Raw genomic sequence first — 19,186 nt, 5'->3', positions numbered from 1 at the left:
AAGTTAATAGTTTTATGAAAAAGCACACCTTAATTCACAACTAAGCTAGCGTTTCACTTTTTGCTGACGCCATACATGGACATAAGTCATAGTCGACCTAATATTCCGATGCCCTAATAACTTCTGTAACACTTCTATTGATCCTCCCCTTTCTAAAAAAAGCGTAGCAAACGTATGCCTACCCGAATGGGTAGTAATCTTCTTTTGAATATGAGCCATCTTTGCCAAGTCCTTTAAAATACGATTCGTAGCAGGCTCCGTAAGGGTTGGAACCAAAGGTACATACTCTACTTTATGAAATCGTTGGACAAACAACCGATCTTCCTGAATATCCTTTCCTTTTAGCAAATTTCTCAACGGCTCACTTAACGGAACTCTCAGCCATTCAGCGTACTTCTCTGTTTTCTGAGGGAGGATTTTAATATAATCTTTTTGCCTAGCTTGAATCTTTGTTGCCCGAACATCAGAGAAGCGAAGGCCAGAAAAGCATTGAACCAGGTAGGACCTTAAGACTATCCGGATGGACTTATCGATAAAAATGTTTTTGTCTCGCTTCTTGAATAGATCATACATCCTTCCTAATTCCTGCTCAGACAACCAGGTTCGCTCTGGAGTTTTAAACTTGACATTGCTCCCCGGAGGAAAGGGATCCTGAAACTCCTTCCCTAGCCTTTTGGCAGAGAGTAGAAATTTCTTAATGGACTTTTGGCAATTTCTTCTTTCTGGCTTCCCATCCACAGCTCCACGTTTCTTCAGGAGCTTTGCCAGCCATAAATCAAACTTAGCCATGAGAGAGGGAGAGATTTGATAGAAAAGTAATCGTTCCTGGGAAAGCTCTTCCTGGGTAAATCGCTGCAGCCGTTCGAAACATCTTTGATGCCTCTTTAAAGTTCCTTCTGTGAATTGGCCCCGCTGAAATTGCTCGTACATCTCCTGCTCCCAAAAGCTCAGGAAATCCTCAATCGCCGATTCATTGTGATAGGCTCTTTTAAATGACTCCAGTGTTAGCGGCTCCCTGGATAATCGAAATCTCACGAGCGTTTCGGTCACCCTGGCCATTCCTTGCTGGATGATCAAATTAAAATCACTGCTGTTGGGATGATTGCGTTTCACCCGTCCGGTTAGAGAATCAAACTGATCCTTGCGTACAGAGATCCCCAGATTGATGCGATAGGGTTTCCCACTAAATACTAACTGAATGCAGAGAAGGGCAGTTCCGTCCTTCCGGGTATCAACTCTTTGAAAAATCTTGGGTTCAAGCATTTTTTTTTAAGGTCACTTTCGACAAGTAAGTGCCTCAAAAAATGCTATACAAAAGGTATTCGACAAGCAAAAATCGACCTGTACTGCACGTATAGGCCGATTTTTATTAAACTGTGATCCCGCAGGGACTCGAACCCCGAACCTGCTGCTTAGAAGGCAGCTGCTCTATCCAGTTGAGCTACAGGACCATTATGAAAAGAACTGATTCAAAAAAGTTGCTCATAACAAGCAACTTTTTTTTGTCGAGGTGGCAGGATTCGAACCTGCGACCCCCTGCTCCCAAAGCAGGTGCGCTAACCGGACTGCGCCACACCTCGTTCCGAAAAGATCTTCTGCCTCTCTAGGCAATTAAAAAGCTGCCAATTCCTAGCTGCTTTTTAGTGGCGGAGAGGGCGGGATTCGAACCCGCGGTACCCGGTTAGAGTACGGCAGTTTAGCAAACTACTGGTTTAAGCCACTCACCCACCTCTCCGAAGCGTTTGCAAAGATAGAAATAATGATTGAATATGCGAACGAATTTTCAAAAAAATTTTAAAGGAATTTTATCCCCAATCTTTAAGCCCAAAAAAAGCGGCTTCTAGCAGATCTGATTTGAATTTAAGCCCGACTTTTTTTACTTGAATACATGTGGAAATACGCACTCAAACGTTTAGGGATCTTTCTGCCAGGATTGCTCCTGATTTCCATGCTTGTCTTTTATTTGAGTACAAAGTCCCCGGTAAACGAATTGGCTTCTCAGTGCAATGTAGAGGCTCAGGCCAATTTTAGCGATTATGAAGCTTGCCTGAGAAAGAACTGGGAAATCCATCAACTCGACAAACCCCTTTTCTATTTTGCCCTCCAATCCTTCGCAGAACCCGATACCCTCCACCTGATATACGACCATCGCCAAAAAGCAGCAGCCGAAGAACTTTGCCTGCGCAGTGGAGATTGGCCCAGGGTGCAAAACTATTTTCTCAAAATCCGACAACTGGACCAAGTCCATGCACAGGAACGTTCCCGCATGAAGACCTTTAGCAGCCGGGAAGCCTTCTCCCAGATGAAGGCCGAGATCATAGCCTTGCGGGGATTGGGAAAAGTTGAAGCGATCAAAACCAAATTGGATCAAATCCATGATTTCCTTCAAAAACAGGATTCCCTCCAGATCCTTAGCAAGGAGCTTGAAGATGTCCGCACCGCCCTGGATGCAATCCAACATTCCCCTAACAACTGGAAATCCTATATCCCCTGGATCAGCTGGTACGGAACAGACAATCGTTATCACAATTGGATCAAAGGAGCCATTCAATTTGAGTGGGGATATTCTTATTTGGACAATAGCCCGATCAATGAAGAAATCAAAAAGCGATTCTGGGTCACCTTCAGTTTCGCCCTCCTGAGTACCCTGCTGGTATTCCTGATCAGTATTCCCCTCGGAGTATGGGCAGCCAGAAATAAAGATAAACTCCCGGACAAACTCAGTGGCAGTATTCTCTTTGCCCTGGATAGTGTTCCCAGTTTTTGGATGGGCCTTTTGTTATTAATGACTTTCGCCAATCCCTATCTCCTCAAACTCTTCCCGGCAGAATATTTGGTCAATGCCCCTTCTTTATTGACAAAGATCATGAGTATGATTCTGCCCCTGATTACCTATACCTATGGAAGCATTGCCATCCTGAGTCGCATGAGCCGCAATGCTTTACTGGAAGTAAGTGAGCAGGATTATATACGAACTGCCAGAGCGAAAGGACTCAGAGAAAATCAGGTTGTCTGGAAACATGGGATGCGAAATGCCCTCCTACCTATGATCAGCCTGTCTGTCTATGTGCTTCCGGCTTTATTTAGTGGTTCAGTCATTATTGAAGAGATTTTCAATATTCCCGGTTTGGGAACTTATATATATACAGCTGTTGCCCTGAACAATACACCGGTCATTCTGGCGGTTTTCTCCATTCTCGGTTTCCTGACCCTCCTGGGCTATTTAATATCCGATATCCTGACCTACAAAGCAGATCCAAGAATAAACCTTAACGAATCCTAAGCTATCCCGAAAACGGAAATTACATATCGATCTTTTCTGAAAGAAGGCTGGAAAGCTGGTTGGGCCATGCGCTTTGCCCTTATTACACTGGGCGTATTTGTATGCTTTGGTATCTTCAGCAATTTTCTCGCAAGCTCCTCCCCTATTTATTGCACATATAAAGGAAAGAGTTACTTCCCGGCTTTTCAGGAAAAAATCATGATCGATGGAGTTCTGCAAAGCTCAGAGCAGCAAAACTGGCGCGAGTTAGATCTGGAGTCTGTCATTTGGCCGCTGATTCCTTATGGAAAGGGGATAGATATGGATCATCGCACGATCTCTCCTTTTGGTGAGCAGAAGACTTATTCAGGAGAAAGTATCCCCATGCGAGAAAGACACTGGCTGGGAACAGGCAGAAATGGGCTGGATATTCTGGCGGTTATCATTCGCGGCAGCAGGAGAGCTCTTAGTGTAGGGATCTTTACGATGTTGCTCGCTGGGATCATCGGAATCCTGTTTGGAAGCTTTGCCGGATATTTCCAGGACCATAAATTATTGTTAAAAAGAGCTAGTCTATACCTCCTCATCCCTGCTTTTATATTGGGCGGCTTCTATGCCTTTTATGTGCGGAGATTCAATTTTCAAACCGCAGAGGGAGCGGCAAGTTTGATCTGGGAAACCTGCCTAAGTCTCTTGATTTTCGGCCTCTTTATAGTCGCGTTTTTTCAATTGGGAAAGCGGATGTATTGGGGAAAGTATTTACAAGAAAGGATTCCACTAAAACTGGATAGCTTTATCAGCCGCTTTATGGAATTGATTCAGTCTTTACCTCCTCTCCTACTGATCCTTAGCCTGGCGGCCTTTTTCGATAGTCAAAATATCTGGTTTGTCATGTTGATCATAGCTCTGGTCTCCTGGATGGGAATCGCGCGGGTAGTGAGAGGCGAAATGATGAGTGTAAGTGAAAGGGAGTTTATCCAGGCAGGAAAAGCTTTGGGACTAAAGCCTTTACAAATTTTGTTCAGGCATGTGCTTCCTAATTCTTTGGCCAGTGTCTGGCCCATGTTAGCTTTTGGACTGGGCTCAGCAATTTTAGCAGAGGCAACCCTTTCCTTCCTGGCTTTGATAGAGGATAGTCAGAATAGTTGGGGAGGAATGCTTACGGAAGGTAAATTGGTCAGGCAACATTGGTGGATCGCCCTTTTTCCCGGCATCAGCATCTTTCTCTGTGTCTTTGCTTTTAATATTATCGGGGAAAAACTCCGCGATTTCCTCGACCCCAAAAGCCAATAGTAAAGACTATCCATCGTTTTAGGATGAAAAGAAAGCACTTAAGCTGAAAAAAAATGCTTTTAAGGCAGCTATTTTGCAATTTAGAAGCCAGAAACAAAGGCACTTAGACAAGCGACAAGATATTGCAAGTAGTTTATCCCGAATATTGGATATGGGCATTGGGCCTTCCGGCCAGTATCGGAATCATTTACCTTGTGTACAGAAGGGTTGGATACATAACCAAATCCTGGTTTAGCGAGGACCAATATGCCCGAAGCCAACCCATGACGAAATTCTTCCTGAGATCAGGAGGCTTTTGTTTGCTATTTGTGGGTTTGCTGGGACCTTTCTGGGGTTCTAAACAGGAACGCATGAATGCCCTGGCCAGAGAGTTTTATGTACTCTTGGATGTTTCGGCCAGTATGAATGCAGAGGACATTCGCCCGAGTAGACTAAAACGAGTCAAAAGAGAACTCAGGCAGCTCACCACCAAACTGGAAGGAGATAAGATTGGCCTGATCCTTTTTACCGAAAATGCCTACGTCCAATGTCCCCTCACCCTGGACCATGAAGCTTTTCTGACCTTCCTGGATATGGCCGAGACCTATCAATATGCTCAGACGGGTACACAGTTCCGCTCTGCATTAGCTATGGCCATGGATCGTTTCTCCAAATCAGATACTACAGAACGGAATATCAGTCGATCCATCATACTCATTTCAGATGGAGAAGATTTTGGTGATACCTATGCCTCAGTAATAGAAAGACTAAAAGATGCACAGATTCATGTCTTCACCGTAGGCATAGGAAGTTATGAAGGAGCTCCCGTACCGGAATCAGATCCCAAGAAAAATGGCTACAAAAGAAATGAGGAAGGTACAACCGTAATCTCTCGTTTGATCGATGATGACCTGCTCACCATCGCAAGAGAATTTGATACAGAATATGTGAAGCTGAGTGCTTCTGAAGATAACTTAAGTGGATTGGAAGAACAGATATACCGATTGAGTTCTTCCCCGATAGAGGCTCGTACCGGACAAATTGAGAACAACCGTTATCAGGTATTTCTCTTTTTCTCGGTAATCTTAATTGTGCTGAGTCTCTTCATCATGCCAATCAGAAAAGTATGAGGATCTATCTCGCATACCTGCTCTTGTTTATTGGAACCGGAAGCGATGGGATTATTTCTCGCGCCCTGGAAGCCTATGAGCAGGGAAGCTTTCAACAAAGTCTTCAACTTTTCGGAGAAGCTATTGATCGTTATCCTGAGAAGCAGGCACAGATCAATTACAATATGGCGCAGTGTCTGATGCAGATGAATAATAAAGACAGCGCCGTCTATCATTTCCAATTGGTACTGGCTTCTATGGACCCACAACTGGCTTCCAAAGCCGCCAATAATCTCGGGGTCATCCAGGCAGAAGCTTTACAACTCAATACTGCCCTATCTTCTTTTAAGGAAGCCCTGGTCTTTGATCCTGATAATGAATCTGCGCGCTATAATTTTGAACTCGTCAGAAGGCAGAAACAAAACAATCCTCCCAAAAAAGATGAAGAGGATGACAATTCCCCACCGGAAGAGGAAGAAGAGAGCCCTCCTCCCCCTCCACGTATGAATGATCAGGAGCTGGAACGCCTACTTCAACAGATCAGAAAACGCATGACTCAAACACGTCGCACCAATGATCTGCCCAGGCTTTTGGGAGATACCCTTACCGAAGAAGAAGCCTTCGCCGTATTGGAAGCCCTGCGCAATCAGGACCCTCAATATGTCCAGCAACTTCGAAAAGTGGTGAGAAGCAGTAGTAGGAAGAAGCGCAACAAGCGTCCTGATTGGTAATCCAACCCTTATATTCCGCATTCCAACAAAAAATTGGAGAAAAAATTTAGTTTTTCTGAACACTGTTCATAAATTTGCGTTAGATCATTATGAATAAGCAAACATTATTTGTTCATTTGATCATTGGCAACTATCTTAATTAGACAGTATGACTGTCTAAACGTTCATCGTGAGAAGTAAATCGAAAAAATATCAGAAGAAGCAGGACATGAGGGAGCGCATTCTCGATGTGGCTATGAAGATGTTTTCCGAATTTGGCTTTGAAAAGACTTCCTGGAGAGCGATTGCGAAGGAATTAGCATGTAGTCCGGGAACGCTTTACCTCTACTTCGCGAATAAAGATGAACTGCTCTTTGCTGTACATGATGAAGGATTCAAATTACTTCATGAGCGCATGCAGGCAAGAATGGGAATCAAAGACCCCATGTTGAGAATAAAGGAGATGGCACGTGCTTACATCCAGTTTGCCTGGGATTATCCTGAGTATTATGACCTTATGTTCAACAAACAGGCGCCCATGAATGTCCTGGAAGAAAGACATGGGCCATTGGACAAAGTGGATGAGGCAAAATGGACCAGCGCCATGAGTAGTTTTGGCTGTTTGTATGAATCCGTGAGATATGCCATGGAGAAAGGGGTTTTTATTAAAGAGGAGATCGAAAAGGTAACTTTTAGTCTCTGGTCCTCAGTTCACGGCATGGTTTCTCTCTGCCTCTGCAAACGCATGATGATGTTTCCTAATCATAATATCGAAGAACTCGTACTGAAATCAACAGATTTAATTACTGATTTATTTAAAGTAAGGAAAGACTAAAAAAATTTATATACGCACTGAACACTGTTCATTTATTGAACAAATATTCTGTCAAAAACCACTATAATGAGATACATCAATCATAGTAGCTATTGGCTGACGCTATTCCTATGCCTTTGGGGAAGCGGTATAGCTTTACAGGCACAGTCTCCGGTCTTGAATGAGTACATTCAACTGGGATTGCAAAACAATCGCAGCTTGCAAACTCAGCAGCTTTCTTACGAAAAAAGCAAAGCTGCTTTACGAGAAGCAAAAGGGATGTTCATGCCCTATCTGAGTTTCAATGCGACATACAGTCTGGCAGGCGGAGGACGTAGCCTGGACTTTCCCGTAGGAGACTTACTCAATCCTATCAATGCCACCCTCAATCAATTGACGGAAACAAACGCTTTTCCGACCACTATTGAGAATGTAAATGAGCAATTCGCCCCCAACAACTTTCAGGAGACCAAGTTGAGGATGATACAACCCCTTTACAATCCGGCATTAGGGATCAATCGCAAAGCCAAAGAAGCTCAAATTGAGGTTCAGGCCAACCAAAGAGATGCCTTTAAGCAAGAATTGGTTCGGGATATCCGTTTGGCCTACTTTTCCTGGCTTCAAACACAAGAAGTCCTGAATATATATAAAGAGTCAGAGAGCTTGATTAAAGAGATTATTCGGGTAAATCGCAGCCTGGTACGCAATGAAAAAGCTACTCCCGTAGTGATTTCCCGTTCGGAATTCGAATTGAGTAAGATCCGCAAGGATAAAAGTCTGGCAGAAGCTCAATCTCAAACCGCCCGAGCCTATTTCAACTTTCTCCTTAACAGACCGCTTGAAACAGAAATCAAAAAAGATGAAGTGGTCAAAGAAGAAGAGATCCTGCTTTCAATGGATCAACTCAGCGAACAGGCCCTTAACAATCGTATCGAAATTGCCCAATTGAAGTCTGCCCAAAAAGCGCAGGAGCAAGCCCTCAATCTCAATGAGTCCGCAGGCATTCCAAGATTGAACCTTGTAGCTGATGGAGGATTTCAGGGATTTGGCTATGACTTTGGAAATCAGGGATACTGGTTGGCACTGGTTTCTCTCGAATGGGACCTGTTCACTGGCAACCAAAGAAAAGCCCGCATTCAGCAGAGCAAACTCGATCAGAGAAGCCTCCAAATCAGAGAGCAGGAATTGAATTCACAGATCCAGCTTCAGGTCCGCCAGAACTGGTATGAACTGGAAGCCGCCAAAAGCCGCATCAAGTCTGATACACAAGGACTAAGAGCTGCGAAAGAAAGTTTCCGCCTTACCCAAAAACTCTACAAAGAAAATAAAGCGAGTCTCCTTGAACTTCTGGATGCCCGCACCCAATTCACACAATCACAATTAACCCTGACTCTTGACACCTACTCCCTCCTCAGCAAACAAGCTGAATTGCAATGGGCGAGTGGGGAAGTTAGGTAAGTACGCAAGTATTCTTGTGTTCTTGTGTTAAGGTAAAAGGAACACGCCAGAACACGAGAAACGAAAACACTAGAACACATTTAAAATTCTTTAAAATGAAATATACATCACTCATACTGAGCGTTTTCATATTCCTTGCAGCTTGCAGCGAAGCTCCAAAGAAAAAAATAAGTAAAAGTGAACCGAAGGTCGTAGCTGTAAGGGTTGCGGATGTGGTTCCCCAGGACAAATCCCTCCCTATCCAGGCCAGCGGTATTGTAGCCTCTCAGGAGGAGCTGAAACTGGCGTTCAAAATTGGTGGCATTATTACGGCTGTTTATGTAAATGAAGGAGATCGAGTAAAGAAAGGCCAGGTTTTGGCTCGACTGGATCCTTCGGAAATTCAGGCACAGGTTGCACAGGCAAAAACCGCTTGGGAAAAAGCCAATCGCGATCTGGAAAGAGGAGAAAGACTTTACAAGGATACCGTAGCCACTTTGGAACAGGTACAGGATCTCACTACAGCCAAAGAAGTAGCGGAGAACAATCTAAAAATCGCTGAATTCAACCAAAAGTATTCCAGCATCTATGCGCCGAGTTCAGGACGGGTTTTGAAAAGGTTTGCGGAGAAAGGAGAGATCATTGGCCCAGGTAATCCGGTTTATTTTATCGCTGCTAATCAAAGTGCACAGGTACTTCGATTGGGCCTCACGGATGTAGATGTAGTAAGAATAAAGCTGGGTGATGCAGCTCAATTGAATTTCGATGCTTTCCCCAATCAAAGCTTTGAAGGTACCGTAACGGAAATCGCAGCAGGTTCTGATCCTATGAGTGGTACCTATGAAGTAGAAGTTGCCATAAAAAGTAAGAAGGTCAATATCAAAAATGGCTTCATTGGCAAAGCACAAATCTTCCCAGAAGCGAAAAAGGGCATCGTCCGCATTCCGATTGAAGCAGTAGTCGAGGCAGACCCAAGCACAGCAAGCATATATGTGCCCAATGCGGAGGGAAATGGAGTTCAAAGACTGGATTTGGGAAGCTATGAAATCGGAGATGACTTTATCCTGACCCCGGAAAGCGAACTGGGCAGCTATAAAACAGTCATCACAGACGGCGCTCGTTATTTGCGTCCGGAAAGTCCTATCAAGATTGTAACCAACAGCCCTAAGATCACTGGCAACTAATCCCCAATCAAGATCAACATGAGACTTCCAAAACTAGCCATAGATAATTACGCATTTGTCTTGATCCTGGTCCTAATGGCCGCGAGTGTAGGGGTACTTTCCTTCCTCAATATGCCAAGATACGAGGACCCCTCGCTCAAGTTCCCTTTTTTCAATGTGATTGCTGTTTATCCCGGTACCAATCCCCAGGACATGGAGGAACTGGTCGTAAATCCCCTGGAAGAACAGCTCAATGAAATGGAAGATCTGACAGAACTCAAGTCAGAGATCCGTGATGGACTCGCTATCATAAGCGTCGAAGGAAGCTTTGATTCAGATGTAGATGATTTACTGGATAAAGTAAATGAAAAGGTGGCAGCAGCCCGTGAAGAATTACCCGAAGACCTATTTCTCCTCGAAGTAAGACAGGTGACGCCTTTGGATGTAAACGTCCTTCAATTGGCTTTGCTCTCTGAAACGGCACCTTATAGTGAAATGCTGGATTGGGCAGAAAGATTGGAGGATCGTCTAGAGAAAGTCGGCGGAGTCCGCACAGTAGATATTGAGGCCTATCCAGAAGAAGAAGTACGACTGGCATTGGATATGGATAAAATGGCTCGATATGGAATTTCTCTCCGACAACTGAGTGGAATCATCCAGGCCAACAATACCAATATTCCCGGCGGAGACATAGACGCAGGTGCCCTCCATTTTTCTCTCAAGACGAGCGGAGGCTATAAGTCATTGGAGGAATTGAAAAATACAGTCATAAGTTCTTATCAGGGACGCATCCTCTATTTGAAGGATATCGCTGACATAAACTTTGCCTATGAAGACCCCAAATACCTTGGAAGGCTTAATGGACAAAGAGCCATTTTCATTTCAGCTACCCAGAAAGAAGGAAAAAATATCCTTAAAGTAGGAGATGAATTGGAAAAAGAAGTCATGGCTTTCCAGGAAAAACTCCCGGCTGGACTCGCTTTAGAAACCGCTTTTGAACAAGCACCGGCAGTAAAGGCCAGAGTAAATGATTTCTTTGTCAACCTTCTACAGGGAATTGGCCTGGTAGGACTGATCATTTTCATGTTTTTCGGCTTCCGAAACTCCCTGATTATCATGACGGTAATTCCGACTTCCATTGTTATGTCCATTTGGATGCTGGATAGCAGTGGATTCGGTTTGCAACAAATGTCTATAGCAGGCCTGGTTATCGCCCTCGGATTACTAGTTGACAATGGAATTGTAGTAGTTGAAAATATCAACCGCTACCTAAAAGAAGGACATAGTCTGAAAGAAGCTGCGGTCGAAGGAACCCGTGAAGTAGGCTGGGCAATTGTGAGTTCAACGGCCACCTCTGTTTTGGCCTTCTTTCCCCTTACTCAATTGGGAGGAGGAGTAGGAGATTTTATTAAATCCATGCCCATTACAGTAGTATATGCCCTGATAGCTTCTCTTTTATTGGCACTTACGCTTACTCCTTTATTGGGTAGTAAATGGCTGAAAGAGGAAAGTGCAAAGCAAAAAGGTCGCCTGGAAAGCTATATGCAAAGCTTCATTGAGAATTATTATAGAAGAATGCTCCGCTTTTCTCTCAAACGTCCTTTTGTCGTACTCGCAATAGGAATCGGGACTTTATTGGGAAGTGTTGCTCTCTTTCCCCTGGTAGGAATCAGCTTTTTCCCAGGAGCCGACAAACCTATACTTGTCGTAGATATAGATTTACCCGATGGAAAAAATATTGAAAAGACAGATGAAACCGCTCGTTATGTAGAATCTGTGCTTGACACTACTGATTTTGTGAGCGGATATATCAGCAATGTAGGCCATGGCAATCCTCGCATGTACTATAATGTGATTCCCAAAAACTTTACCCAGCACCATGCACAGATTATCGTGCATTTAGAAGAATGGGATAGAAAGCGTTTCTATCAGACTTTTGATAAGCTAAGAGGGGAATTTAGCAGTTATCCGGGAGCGAAAATCAAAATCAGCGAATTGCAAAACGGTCCTCCTTATGATGCCCCAATAGCAATTCAAATCCTTGGAGAGGATCTGGACACCATCAAGACCTATGCGGATCAGTTGGAAGACCTCATCGACAGAACACCCGGAACCCTCAATGTCAACAATCCTTTAGCGGTAAATCGGATGAATATCCGTACCCGCATCAAGCGAGACAAAGCCGGCATGTTTGGGGTACAGTTTGCCGACATCGATTTGAGTGTGAGAACCGCCTTGAATGGAAATAGCCTCGGTAAGATGAATTATCCAGATGGAAGTGAATATGATATCGTAGCCCGAATGAAAGAAGGGAAAGATGCAGGCGTTTCAGATTTCCATAAAATCTCCGTAGCCAGTGTTACAGGTTCTCAAATTCCTTTGAGGCAGGTAGCCGATATTGTATTCGAGCCTAGTGCTTCACAGATCGATCATAGAGAATTGCAAAGAAATACGACCATTACAGCGGATGTGGAGCCGGATGCAAATTCACGAGAGATCACCCTGGAGATTATTGGCCAACTGGATGATATCAAATTGCCGGAAGGTTATGAGTTTTATATCTCAGGAGAATTTGAAACCCAGCAGGAATCCTTTGGAGATTTAGGTGTGATGTTGATTGCAGCCGTTCTGGGTATTTTCGCCATCCTTGTGCTTCAGTTCAAATCATTTTCTCAGCCCTTTGTTGTATTGAGCGCAATTCCGCTGGCATTCTCAGGATCGATTGTAGGCTTGTTCCTTGCAGGATATTCCTTTTCCTTCCTCGCTTTTGTAGGATTTACGAGTCTGGTGGGGATTGTGGTAAATACCTCGATCATTCTGGTCGATTATAGCAATCAGTTGAGAGATAAAGGCATGGAGAAATTAGCAGCTATTCAGAAAGCGAGTGAAACCCGTTTCACTCCCATCCTCCTGACGTCCATGACCACCATTTTGGGACTGCTTCCTTTGACCTTGAGTGGTAGTAGCCTTTGGTCGCCGCTGGGCTGGACCATCATCGGAGGCATGGTTTCTTCGACTTTGCTGACCTTGCTGGTTGTGCCGATTTTGTATAAGTGGTTCACGTAATAGACGTGTTAGGGTGTTAGGGTGTTAGGGTATTAGAGTGTTAGGGTTGGTGAGTACTTAGAAATACGAACGCAAACACCCTAGAACACAAACACCCAAACACGTCTCAAGAAACATAATAGTAGAAGTACCATGGGATGGAGGCAAATGCTTTCATCCCTTTCTTTTTGGGAAGAGGTGTTGGAGTTCGAGGGTGTTAGCGTGTTAGAGTTGCTAATTATATAGCTATACAAACCCTAACACCCTAAAACACAAACACCCAAACACGTCTTCAAAAAGTAGGGACAGCCATATGACTGCCCCTACACGATGCATTAAAATAATGCCCTATTGATTTTTTCTGTTTAGGGCATAAACAGGGAGTATATTATCGAGCGATAGCCGAAAACATGCTGACCGTTCCCCCATCATCTACCCAAAGCATATCCATTTTTCCATCTCCGTTTAGGTCCATAGGAAAGGATTTGTATTGAGACCAAACCACATTCGCAGGATGCGTCTGCATTTCGGGAGAGAAATCAAAGTCTCCACTATCGGTAGCCAGCGCTACATAAACCCGGTTTACCGTTTCCCCCGTACCATTGATAGACCAAACCATATCGGATTTCCCGTCATTATTTACGTCCACCAGATTGGCTTCAAATTTTCGCCAGTCTTCATTATCAGCCAGCGGGTGCTCCTGAAATCCAGGTAGACTAAAGGTTCCGTCTCCTTTCGCCAGATCTTTGTGGATGACGTTTCGCTTGTCTTCCAGTGCATTGAAAACCAAATCTGTATTGCTGTTACCGTCGATATTGCCAATGAATATTTTGTAGGGATTCCAGCCATTGTTCCCACGGGTAGTAACTTTGCGAGCCGTCCAGTTTCCATTGACAAAACTTGAGGTATAGATATAATGTGAATTAGCAAGAGGAATGCTAGAAAAAATCATGTCTTCCCCTCCCCCATCAACATCCGCAAGAAAGGCTGTATATCCGCCCCAGGCATCTCCACTCCTACCGATATTTCGGTAATTATTCAACTGCATACCCGGACCGTCATAATCCGCAGAATGAAGGCCATTTGCTGAACCGGTAGTGTTGTTATAGACAAATTCGTCCTTGCCATCATTGTCAATATCACCTACCAGTGCATCATAGGATGTCCATATAGAGGCAAATTCTTCAATAGGCTGGTATTCGAAGCTTCCATCTCCTTGTGCCAATGCGAGGAAGTTCTTATTGCTGGTTTTTAGACTGTTCCAGGCAATATCAATTTTACCATCACCATTGAAGTCTCCAATCAGGGTCGAGTAGTTTTGCCAGTCCCCATCAGGTGCTGTTTCACTTTGATTGCTCACAGCCATAAAATTAAAGCTTCCATTTCCATCACTCAGGCCTACTTTTATTTGATTGCTGTTGTTGCTTTTGTGGTTGAACAAGATGTCTTCGTCTCCATCTCCATCAAAGTCTCCCTTATGGGTTTCTACCGGGAAAGAAATATCACCTATACTAAAGCTCAATTCAGGATTGAATTCAAATACTCCGGAGCTGGTTTGGACAGAGCTACACTCTTTTATGCTGTATTCTGTAGTTTCGGTAACCTTGGCGATACTTCCATCTCCCAGATTTCTAAAGGTGTAGGATAAAGGAGCCGCACTGGAAAGGGGAGCTTCATTGGTAAAATAATCTTTCCAATTTCCCCCTTTGATCATATCCAGGGTAGCTTTTGCATCTCCACCCAGAGAGGCAATGGTGATCTTTGAAGTTTCCAGAATCTTCTGCTGCTTCAGACTCATATTGGCTTTTACATTTCCGGAAATCCCTTCGTAACCGGCTTTCAAAGTTGCTCTGATATCTTCTTCACTGGCGGTAGAAGTCATCGAAAACATCATCATGCGTCCATAGGTAACTTTAGAAACATAGACAGGAAGATTATCCGGTCCCATGCGTCCCAGGTTTACTTGTTCCTGCAATTTGGCTGAGCTAAAATCGCTGCTAAAGAATCCGCCGGGAGTTTGAGGAGGCTCAACTACAACTTCAAACATTCGCTGAAAAAACTGAGCGGTTACGGTAGTCTCTGAGCTTTTTCTATCGATGCTTCCGGTTGCGCTGGCTGAGTATCCCAGGTATTTGCCTGAGATTCCTACTTTCAATCCGAATTCTGATTCTGCATTATAGCTTTCCTCTTTAAAGCTAATAGAACTGGGAGCAGATAGATTATTGGCAGTAGCATTACCGATAATTTCCCCTACCGCTGAACTTACCTCCGCATTATCTACTATCTCAACCAATCTGAAATTATCGGCGGTAGCAAAGTCAGGGATAGAAACTTTTATTGGCGTTCTTTCGGCGATCTGGAGTCCTAGCAAAGAACCCAGGGGATCCGCATGGCTTTTCCCCTGAATCAAAGCACCGGGATACAAGATTTCCCGATCCGGACTATACATCACGATTTGATTGGGATTATTGGTTATGGTGTAGGGAATAGATTTGCACTGGTAGCTAACGCCAAAAAGTGTATCCACGCTTCCGTCTTCCTGAAACTCGGCTACATCCAGAATTTCTTCCGGTTCATCGCTTGGGGATTCTCCGGTAGGAGCAGGATCCATATCCGGCATAGGAGGAGAAAATTCAGTCCAAGTGGGGAGTCCACTTAAATAATCATTGACATTTTCTCCCACCGGACCGGGAGGCGTTTCTCCCTCGCAGGCAAAAAAGGCGAGGGCACTACATAAGATAAATACTCCAGCAAATAAGCTTAAACGTAAATTTTTCATAGGGCATAATTATATGTGATTGCTTATGCCTCAATACACGTTAATTAGCTCCTAAGAAGGAAAAAAGCGGTCTGGACAAATTCTGGACAAGCTCAAATTTCTTGATTTTCCTATCGCAATTGGTCAATAAATCAGAAAACCAGGGAATAGATGAGAGATTAAAATCTAAGAGCGCAATTCTCCGGGTGGACATGAATTTTGGCAAAAAATCCCAAAAAAATTTCCATTTTTAAGCTACTGTTTAGCAAGCGTTTAGGGAGAAATTTTATTCCAAAAAAGTAAATAATTAAAAAATTTGTAGGAAGTTAAATAAGATTTTCTACCTTTGAATCGTCCGATCAAGTATATCCCCCCACTACGTATCGCACCCACTAATACAGCAATAAATCGCTGAGGGATTTGCTATAACCCCAAGCATAAAACTCCCTTTTTTTACCTACCAAGTACAGCAATAAGGCAAGGACTGATACCGTTGATTCTCCTCAAGGAATACCCCCGTTTTTTATGTTTCACCTAATAATACTTTATGTATTTTAAAGAACTTGCGTTTATTTTTTTATTCATTCTGCCCTTTCCGCTCTTCTCTCAAAATGGAGAGATTCTGCACTACACGGAAACCACGGGATTTAACCATAATACTGCACAACCCAGCCAGACGCTATTTCAAAGTATAGCTAGTCAATTGGGCATGAGTCTCGTGCAGGATTCGGATGGATCAGAATTCAACAGCTTGAGCAATCTTGAAAGATTTGACCTGGTCATATTTTCCAATACTTCTGGAAACCAGGGCTTGAGCGAAAGCCAACGATCAAATTTCGAACAGTATATCAACAATGGAGGTAGCTATCTGGGCATCCATGCAGCCAGTGATACTTACCGGCATTCATCTGCAAATGGTTCGGCGCGCGGGACCTGGGATTGGTATGCAGAAACGGTATGTGGAGCCAGTGTCCAAAATTCACCTAATCATACTGCCAATAATTATCAGGGAAGTATGACTTTCGAAGAGACGGGCAATATTTTCAGCCGCATGCTCTCCAATCCCTGGAACAAGCCGGAGGAATATTACTATTGGGAAAATGGATACCTGAGTTCGGACTTTACCACCTTACTCAAGGTTGGCCAAACGGGAAACAATTCCTATGATGCCGCAAGGATGACGGCCCATTATCGGGAATTGCCAGGAGGTGGCCGGGCCTTTTACACTTCTCTCGGACATAACCGCAGTGATTTTGAAGGCAATACCGATTTTGCACAGTTTATGAAGAATGCGGTCGAATGGATCACCTCAGGTTCTTCAACTTCCATAGAGTTTGTAGAAGATGATTTGCTACAGAAATGGAATCCACGTTTACAAAATCCCAGCGAAGATAAAATCAGACTGTTTCTGGATCTGGATCGAAAAGTGCCATTACAAATGGAAGTGTATGATCTATTGGGGAATAGATTGTATGAGTTTGAGGAGCAAAATCCGGATACCGGCACATGGGTTTGGGAGTATAATCTTGAGCTTCCGGGAGGCATTTACCTGGTCAATGTTTTTGCAGATGGTAAAGCACTCCTGTCAGAGAAACTCTGGATATACTAGGGACTTTTTTGGTAGGTAGGCCAGTCGTGCTGTCTGGCCTTGCAATGGCGACGATTTTTATCGTCGCCTATAGTCGTAGAATAAAGTCCCGTAGGTTATCCTCTGCTTCCAGCTCCAAACGCTTTTTCAAACGGTATCGACTTTTGTGCACACTATCAGGAGAAATATTCAATACACCAGCGATTTCTTTGGTGGAAAGGTCCATCTTCATGAGGGCAGCGAGCCGATATTCATTTTGGCTAAGGCCTTCTGAAAGGCTACGCATCTTTTCTTCAAAATTCAGGTGAACCCGATCAAAATAGCTTTTGAAGTTTTGCCAGTCCTGCTCGACGATTTTATCTGATTTGATCAACTGGATCATTTGGCCCAACTCTCTTTTAGAATCATCACTCCCTTTTCGGGTAGATTCCAATTGTCCTTTCAATTCTTCCAGTAGATCGCTCTTTTGTACCAAATGCAAGGTATGAGTAGCCAATTCTTTCTTTTGGAACAGGAGTTCCTGTTCGTAAGCTTTCTTTTCCTGTTCATGAATCAGCTGTTCTCGTTGAATCTTTTGTCTATACGCAAAATATATAGCTGCCATGAGCAATAGGCTTAAAAGGATTCCGCCTATCAGCATTTTCTGATTGAGGGCATCTATTTCAGCCTCTTGCTGCAGAATCTGGATTTCACTTTCCTGGCGTTCGATTTCACGATCCTTTTTCTCCGATTCATAAAGTGTTTGTAGTTCGGCAATCTTTGAATTAGTCTCAAGATTAAGCATACTATCCTTGAGATCCTGATGCGCAAAGAAATGGATGATAGCCTGATTGGGCTTGTTCCAGTTTTTATATAAGACGGCCAATTCCTGCTCAACAGAGGTCTGATAATGCAGGTAATTTCCTTTTTGAGCCAACTCCTTCGCCCGCAAAAAGTAGCTTTCTGCCGCCGCGAACTCATTGGTCTTATAAAGTAGCAGGCCATAATTTTCCAGGGCAGGAATAAGGATAGTGGTCTTGCCGATTTCCTCACTAGCTGCTATTGCTTCTTTAAATAAAGGTCTGGCCTTCTCGTATTGTTTCCTGTCAAAATATTCTCCCGATATAGCGATCAGGGCCTCAGCCAGCATTTCTTTACTCCCTACCTCCTCTGCAATCTCATACAGCAATTCATAATAATGGAGTGCAGAATCTTCCATGTCCATGTGGTCATAGGTAAACCCTATGTCTTTTAAGGCAAATGCTTCATACTGTTTATCATGGTTCTCTCGATAAATTTTTCGGCTAGTTTTGAAATATTTAAGGGCTTCCGAATAATTCCCAATGGCAGAAGAAGCCTGTCCAATCTTATGTTGGGAGTCCGCCAGTCGAATATTTTCTCCAGCTTCTTCAAAAATTTCAACCGCTAACAAGGCATTTTCAATACAGGCATCATAGTCTCCTTGCTCATAATAAACCCCACTCAAACCATCATAAATTGCTCCTTTCTGCCTGGGACTTCCCTTTCTCTCAAATATTTTCCTTGCTCGCTCCAGGTAAATAAGGGTACTATCGTAGTCCCCGGAAGATTTATAACCAAGCCCAATATTAAATAAGAGAACCGCCTGCTGGACAGAATCATTGATTTCCGGAGAGCGATAAATTGCCAAAGCTTTCAGGTATTCTTCTCGTGCTTTGTCCTCAAATCCATCTATTCCATGACTGGTTCCCAATCTTAAATGGCCCGTTGCAATTCCTTTTTTGAAGTCGGCTTTGGAAGAAAGTTCCAGGATTTGGGATGCATAGGATTTCGCTTTCTCAACATCATTATAGGCAAAGCTTCGCCAAAGATTGATCAAAACAGGGATTCGGCTTGTATCTTCTGGCAGCGTATTCAGGACAGCTATCAAGCTATCTGTTTCTTGCTTATCCTGAGCAGAAAGTTTAGGAAATGGATGTAAAAGAAATAGAATTCCAAGTAGTCCAAAGTAAGCCTGGAGTCTTCGTATCATGCCGGAGAATTTATATACGCTATCTGTAATATAAGACG

Annotated in this window: 12 protein-coding genes and 3 tRNA genes; 9 read left to right on the top strand and 6 right to left on the bottom strand. The window is 43.6% G+C overall.

Annotated features, from left to right (window positions below):
• Nucleotides 1-45: 45 nt before the first annotated feature.
• The 4 genes from R8P61_32225 to R8P61_32210 form a co-directional block, all read right to left on the bottom strand.
• Entirely contained in the window at nucleotides 46-1,263 is a 1,218-nt protein-coding gene (locus R8P61_32225) for a site-specific integrase (GenBank protein ID MDW3651791.1), read from the bottom strand.
• A gap of 114 nt (nucleotides 1,264-1,377) precedes the next feature.
• Nucleotides 1,378-1,451: transfer RNA gene (locus R8P61_32220), tRNA-Arg, on the bottom strand.
• Nucleotides 1,452-1,505: 54 nt separating this feature from the next.
• Nucleotides 1,506-1,580, bottom strand: a tRNA-Pro gene (locus tag R8P61_32215).
• A 64-nt stretch (nucleotides 1,581-1,644) separates the two neighbouring features.
• Nucleotides 1,645-1,735: transfer RNA gene (locus tag R8P61_32210), tRNA-Ser, on the bottom strand.
• Nucleotides 1,736-1,888: 153 nt separating this feature from the next.
• Here R8P61_32210 and R8P61_32205 point away from each other — a divergent pair.
• The 8 genes from R8P61_32205 to R8P61_32170 all read left to right on the top strand — a co-directional run bounded on the left by R8P61_32205 (nucleotide 1,889) and on the right by R8P61_32170 (nucleotide 12,833).
• Complete coding sequence (locus tag R8P61_32205; GenBank protein MDW3651790.1) at nucleotides 1,889-3,283, top strand: ABC transporter permease; 1,395 nt, start codon at nucleotides 1,889-1,891, stop codon at nucleotides 3,281-3,283.
• Between the two features lie 66 nt (nucleotides 3,284-3,349).
• A complete protein-coding gene (locus R8P61_32200; GenBank protein MDW3651789.1) occupies nucleotides 3,350-4,555 on the top strand; it encodes an ABC transporter permease in 1,206 nt (401 codons plus the stop codon).
• A gap of 122 nt (nucleotides 4,556-4,677) precedes the next feature.
• The gene (locus R8P61_32195; GenBank protein ID MDW3651788.1) at nucleotides 4,678-5,664 is read left to right on the top strand and encodes a VWA domain-containing protein; all 987 of its coding nucleotides are present in this window, start codon (nucleotides 4,678-4,680) and stop codon (nucleotides 5,662-5,664) included.
• Nucleotides 5,661-6,374: a tetratricopeptide repeat protein gene (locus R8P61_32190; protein MDW3651787.1), complete on the top strand. Its 714-nt coding sequence runs from the start codon at nucleotides 5,661-5,663 to the stop codon at nucleotides 6,372-6,374. Before R8P61_32195 ends, R8P61_32190 begins: the two co-directional genes overlap by 4 nt.
• A gap of 208 nt (nucleotides 6,375-6,582) precedes the next feature.
• Nucleotides 6,583-7,188, top strand: a complete 606-nt coding sequence (locus R8P61_32185; GenBank protein ID MDW3651786.1) for a TetR/AcrR family transcriptional regulator — start codon at nucleotides 6,583-6,585, stop codon at nucleotides 7,186-7,188.
• Between the two features lie 66 nt (nucleotides 7,189-7,254).
• Nucleotides 7,255-8,625, top strand: coding sequence for a TolC family protein (locus R8P61_32180; protein ID MDW3651785.1), 1,371 nt, complete (start codon nucleotides 7,255-7,257; stop codon nucleotides 8,623-8,625).
• 95 nt (nucleotides 8,626-8,720) lie between these two features.
• Nucleotides 8,721-9,788, top strand: coding sequence for an efflux RND transporter periplasmic adaptor subunit (locus tag R8P61_32175; GenBank protein MDW3651784.1), 1,068 nt, complete (start codon nucleotides 8,721-8,723; stop codon nucleotides 9,786-9,788).
• Between the two features lie 18 nt (nucleotides 9,789-9,806).
• Nucleotides 9,807-12,833, top strand: coding sequence for an efflux RND transporter permease subunit (locus tag R8P61_32170; GenBank protein ID MDW3651783.1), 3,027 nt, complete (start codon nucleotides 9,807-9,809; stop codon nucleotides 12,831-12,833).
• Between the two features lie 367 nt (nucleotides 12,834-13,200).
• On the opposite strand, the gene R8P61_32165 is transcribed toward R8P61_32170, so the two are convergent.
• Nucleotides 13,201-15,591, bottom strand: a complete 2,391-nt coding sequence (locus tag R8P61_32165; protein MDW3651782.1) for a thiol-activated cytolysin family protein — start codon at nucleotides 15,589-15,591, stop codon at nucleotides 13,201-13,203.
• 526 nt (nucleotides 15,592-16,117) lie between these two features.
• On the opposite strand from R8P61_32165, the gene R8P61_32160 reads away from it, so the two are divergent.
• Nucleotides 16,118-17,179 carry a ThuA domain-containing protein gene (locus R8P61_32160; GenBank protein MDW3651781.1) on the top strand — a complete coding sequence of 354 codons (1,062 nt, stop codon included), beginning with the start codon at nucleotides 16,118-16,120 and terminating at the stop codon, nucleotides 17,177-17,179.
• 67 nt (nucleotides 17,180-17,246) lie between these two features.
• On the opposite strand, the gene R8P61_32155 is transcribed toward R8P61_32160, so the two are convergent.
• Nucleotides 17,247-19,148: a tetratricopeptide repeat protein gene (locus R8P61_32155; GenBank protein MDW3651780.1), complete on the bottom strand. Its 1,902-nt coding sequence runs from the start codon at nucleotides 19,146-19,148 to the stop codon at nucleotides 17,247-17,249.
• Nucleotides 19,149-19,186: the final 38 nt, after the last annotated feature.

Source organism: Bacteroidia bacterium, assembly GCA_033391075.1.
Lineage (GTDB): Bacteria > Bacteroidota > Bacteroidia > J057 > J057 > JAWPMV01.
Note: the sequence above shows the minus strand (reverse complement) of the source record. Positions and strands in the feature narration are given on the sequence as shown.

What these genes read in the sequence shown, in the direction of transcription:
- R8P61_32225 (MDW3651791.1), bottom strand. Translation starts at nt 1,263, where the DNA reads ATGCTTGAACCCAAGATTTTTCAAAGAGTTGATACCCGGAAGGACGGA.
- R8P61_32205 (MDW3651790.1), top strand. Translation starts at nt 1,889, where the DNA reads ATGTGGAAATACGCACTCAAACGTTTAGGGATCTTTCTGCCAGGATTG.
- R8P61_32200 (MDW3651789.1), top strand. Translation starts at nt 3,350, where the DNA reads ATGCGCTTTGCCCTTATTACACTGGGCGTATTTGTATGCTTTGGTATC.
- R8P61_32190 (MDW3651787.1), top strand. Translation starts at nt 5,661, where the DNA reads ATGAGGATCTATCTCGCATACCTGCTCTTGTTTATTGGAACCGGAAGC.
- R8P61_32185 (MDW3651786.1), top strand. Translation starts at nt 6,583, where the DNA reads ATGAGGGAGCGCATTCTCGATGTGGCTATGAAGATGTTTTCCGAATTT.
- R8P61_32180 (MDW3651785.1), top strand. Translation starts at nt 7,255, where the DNA reads ATGAGATACATCAATCATAGTAGCTATTGGCTGACGCTATTCCTATGC.
- R8P61_32175 (MDW3651784.1), top strand. Translation starts at nt 8,721, where the DNA reads ATGAAATATACATCACTCATACTGAGCGTTTTCATATTCCTTGCAGCT.
- R8P61_32170 (MDW3651783.1), top strand. Translation starts at nt 9,807, where the DNA reads ATGAGACTTCCAAAACTAGCCATAGATAATTACGCATTTGTCTTGATC.
- R8P61_32165 (MDW3651782.1), bottom strand. Translation starts at nt 15,591, where the DNA reads ATGAAAAATTTACGTTTAAGCTTATTTGCTGGAGTATTTATCTTATGT.
- R8P61_32160 (MDW3651781.1), top strand. Translation starts at nt 16,118, where the DNA reads ATGTATTTTAAAGAACTTGCGTTTATTTTTTTATTCATTCTGCCCTTT.
- R8P61_32155 (MDW3651780.1), bottom strand. Translation starts at nt 19,148, where the DNA reads ATGATACGAAGACTCCAGGCTTACTTTGGACTACTTGGAATTCTATTT.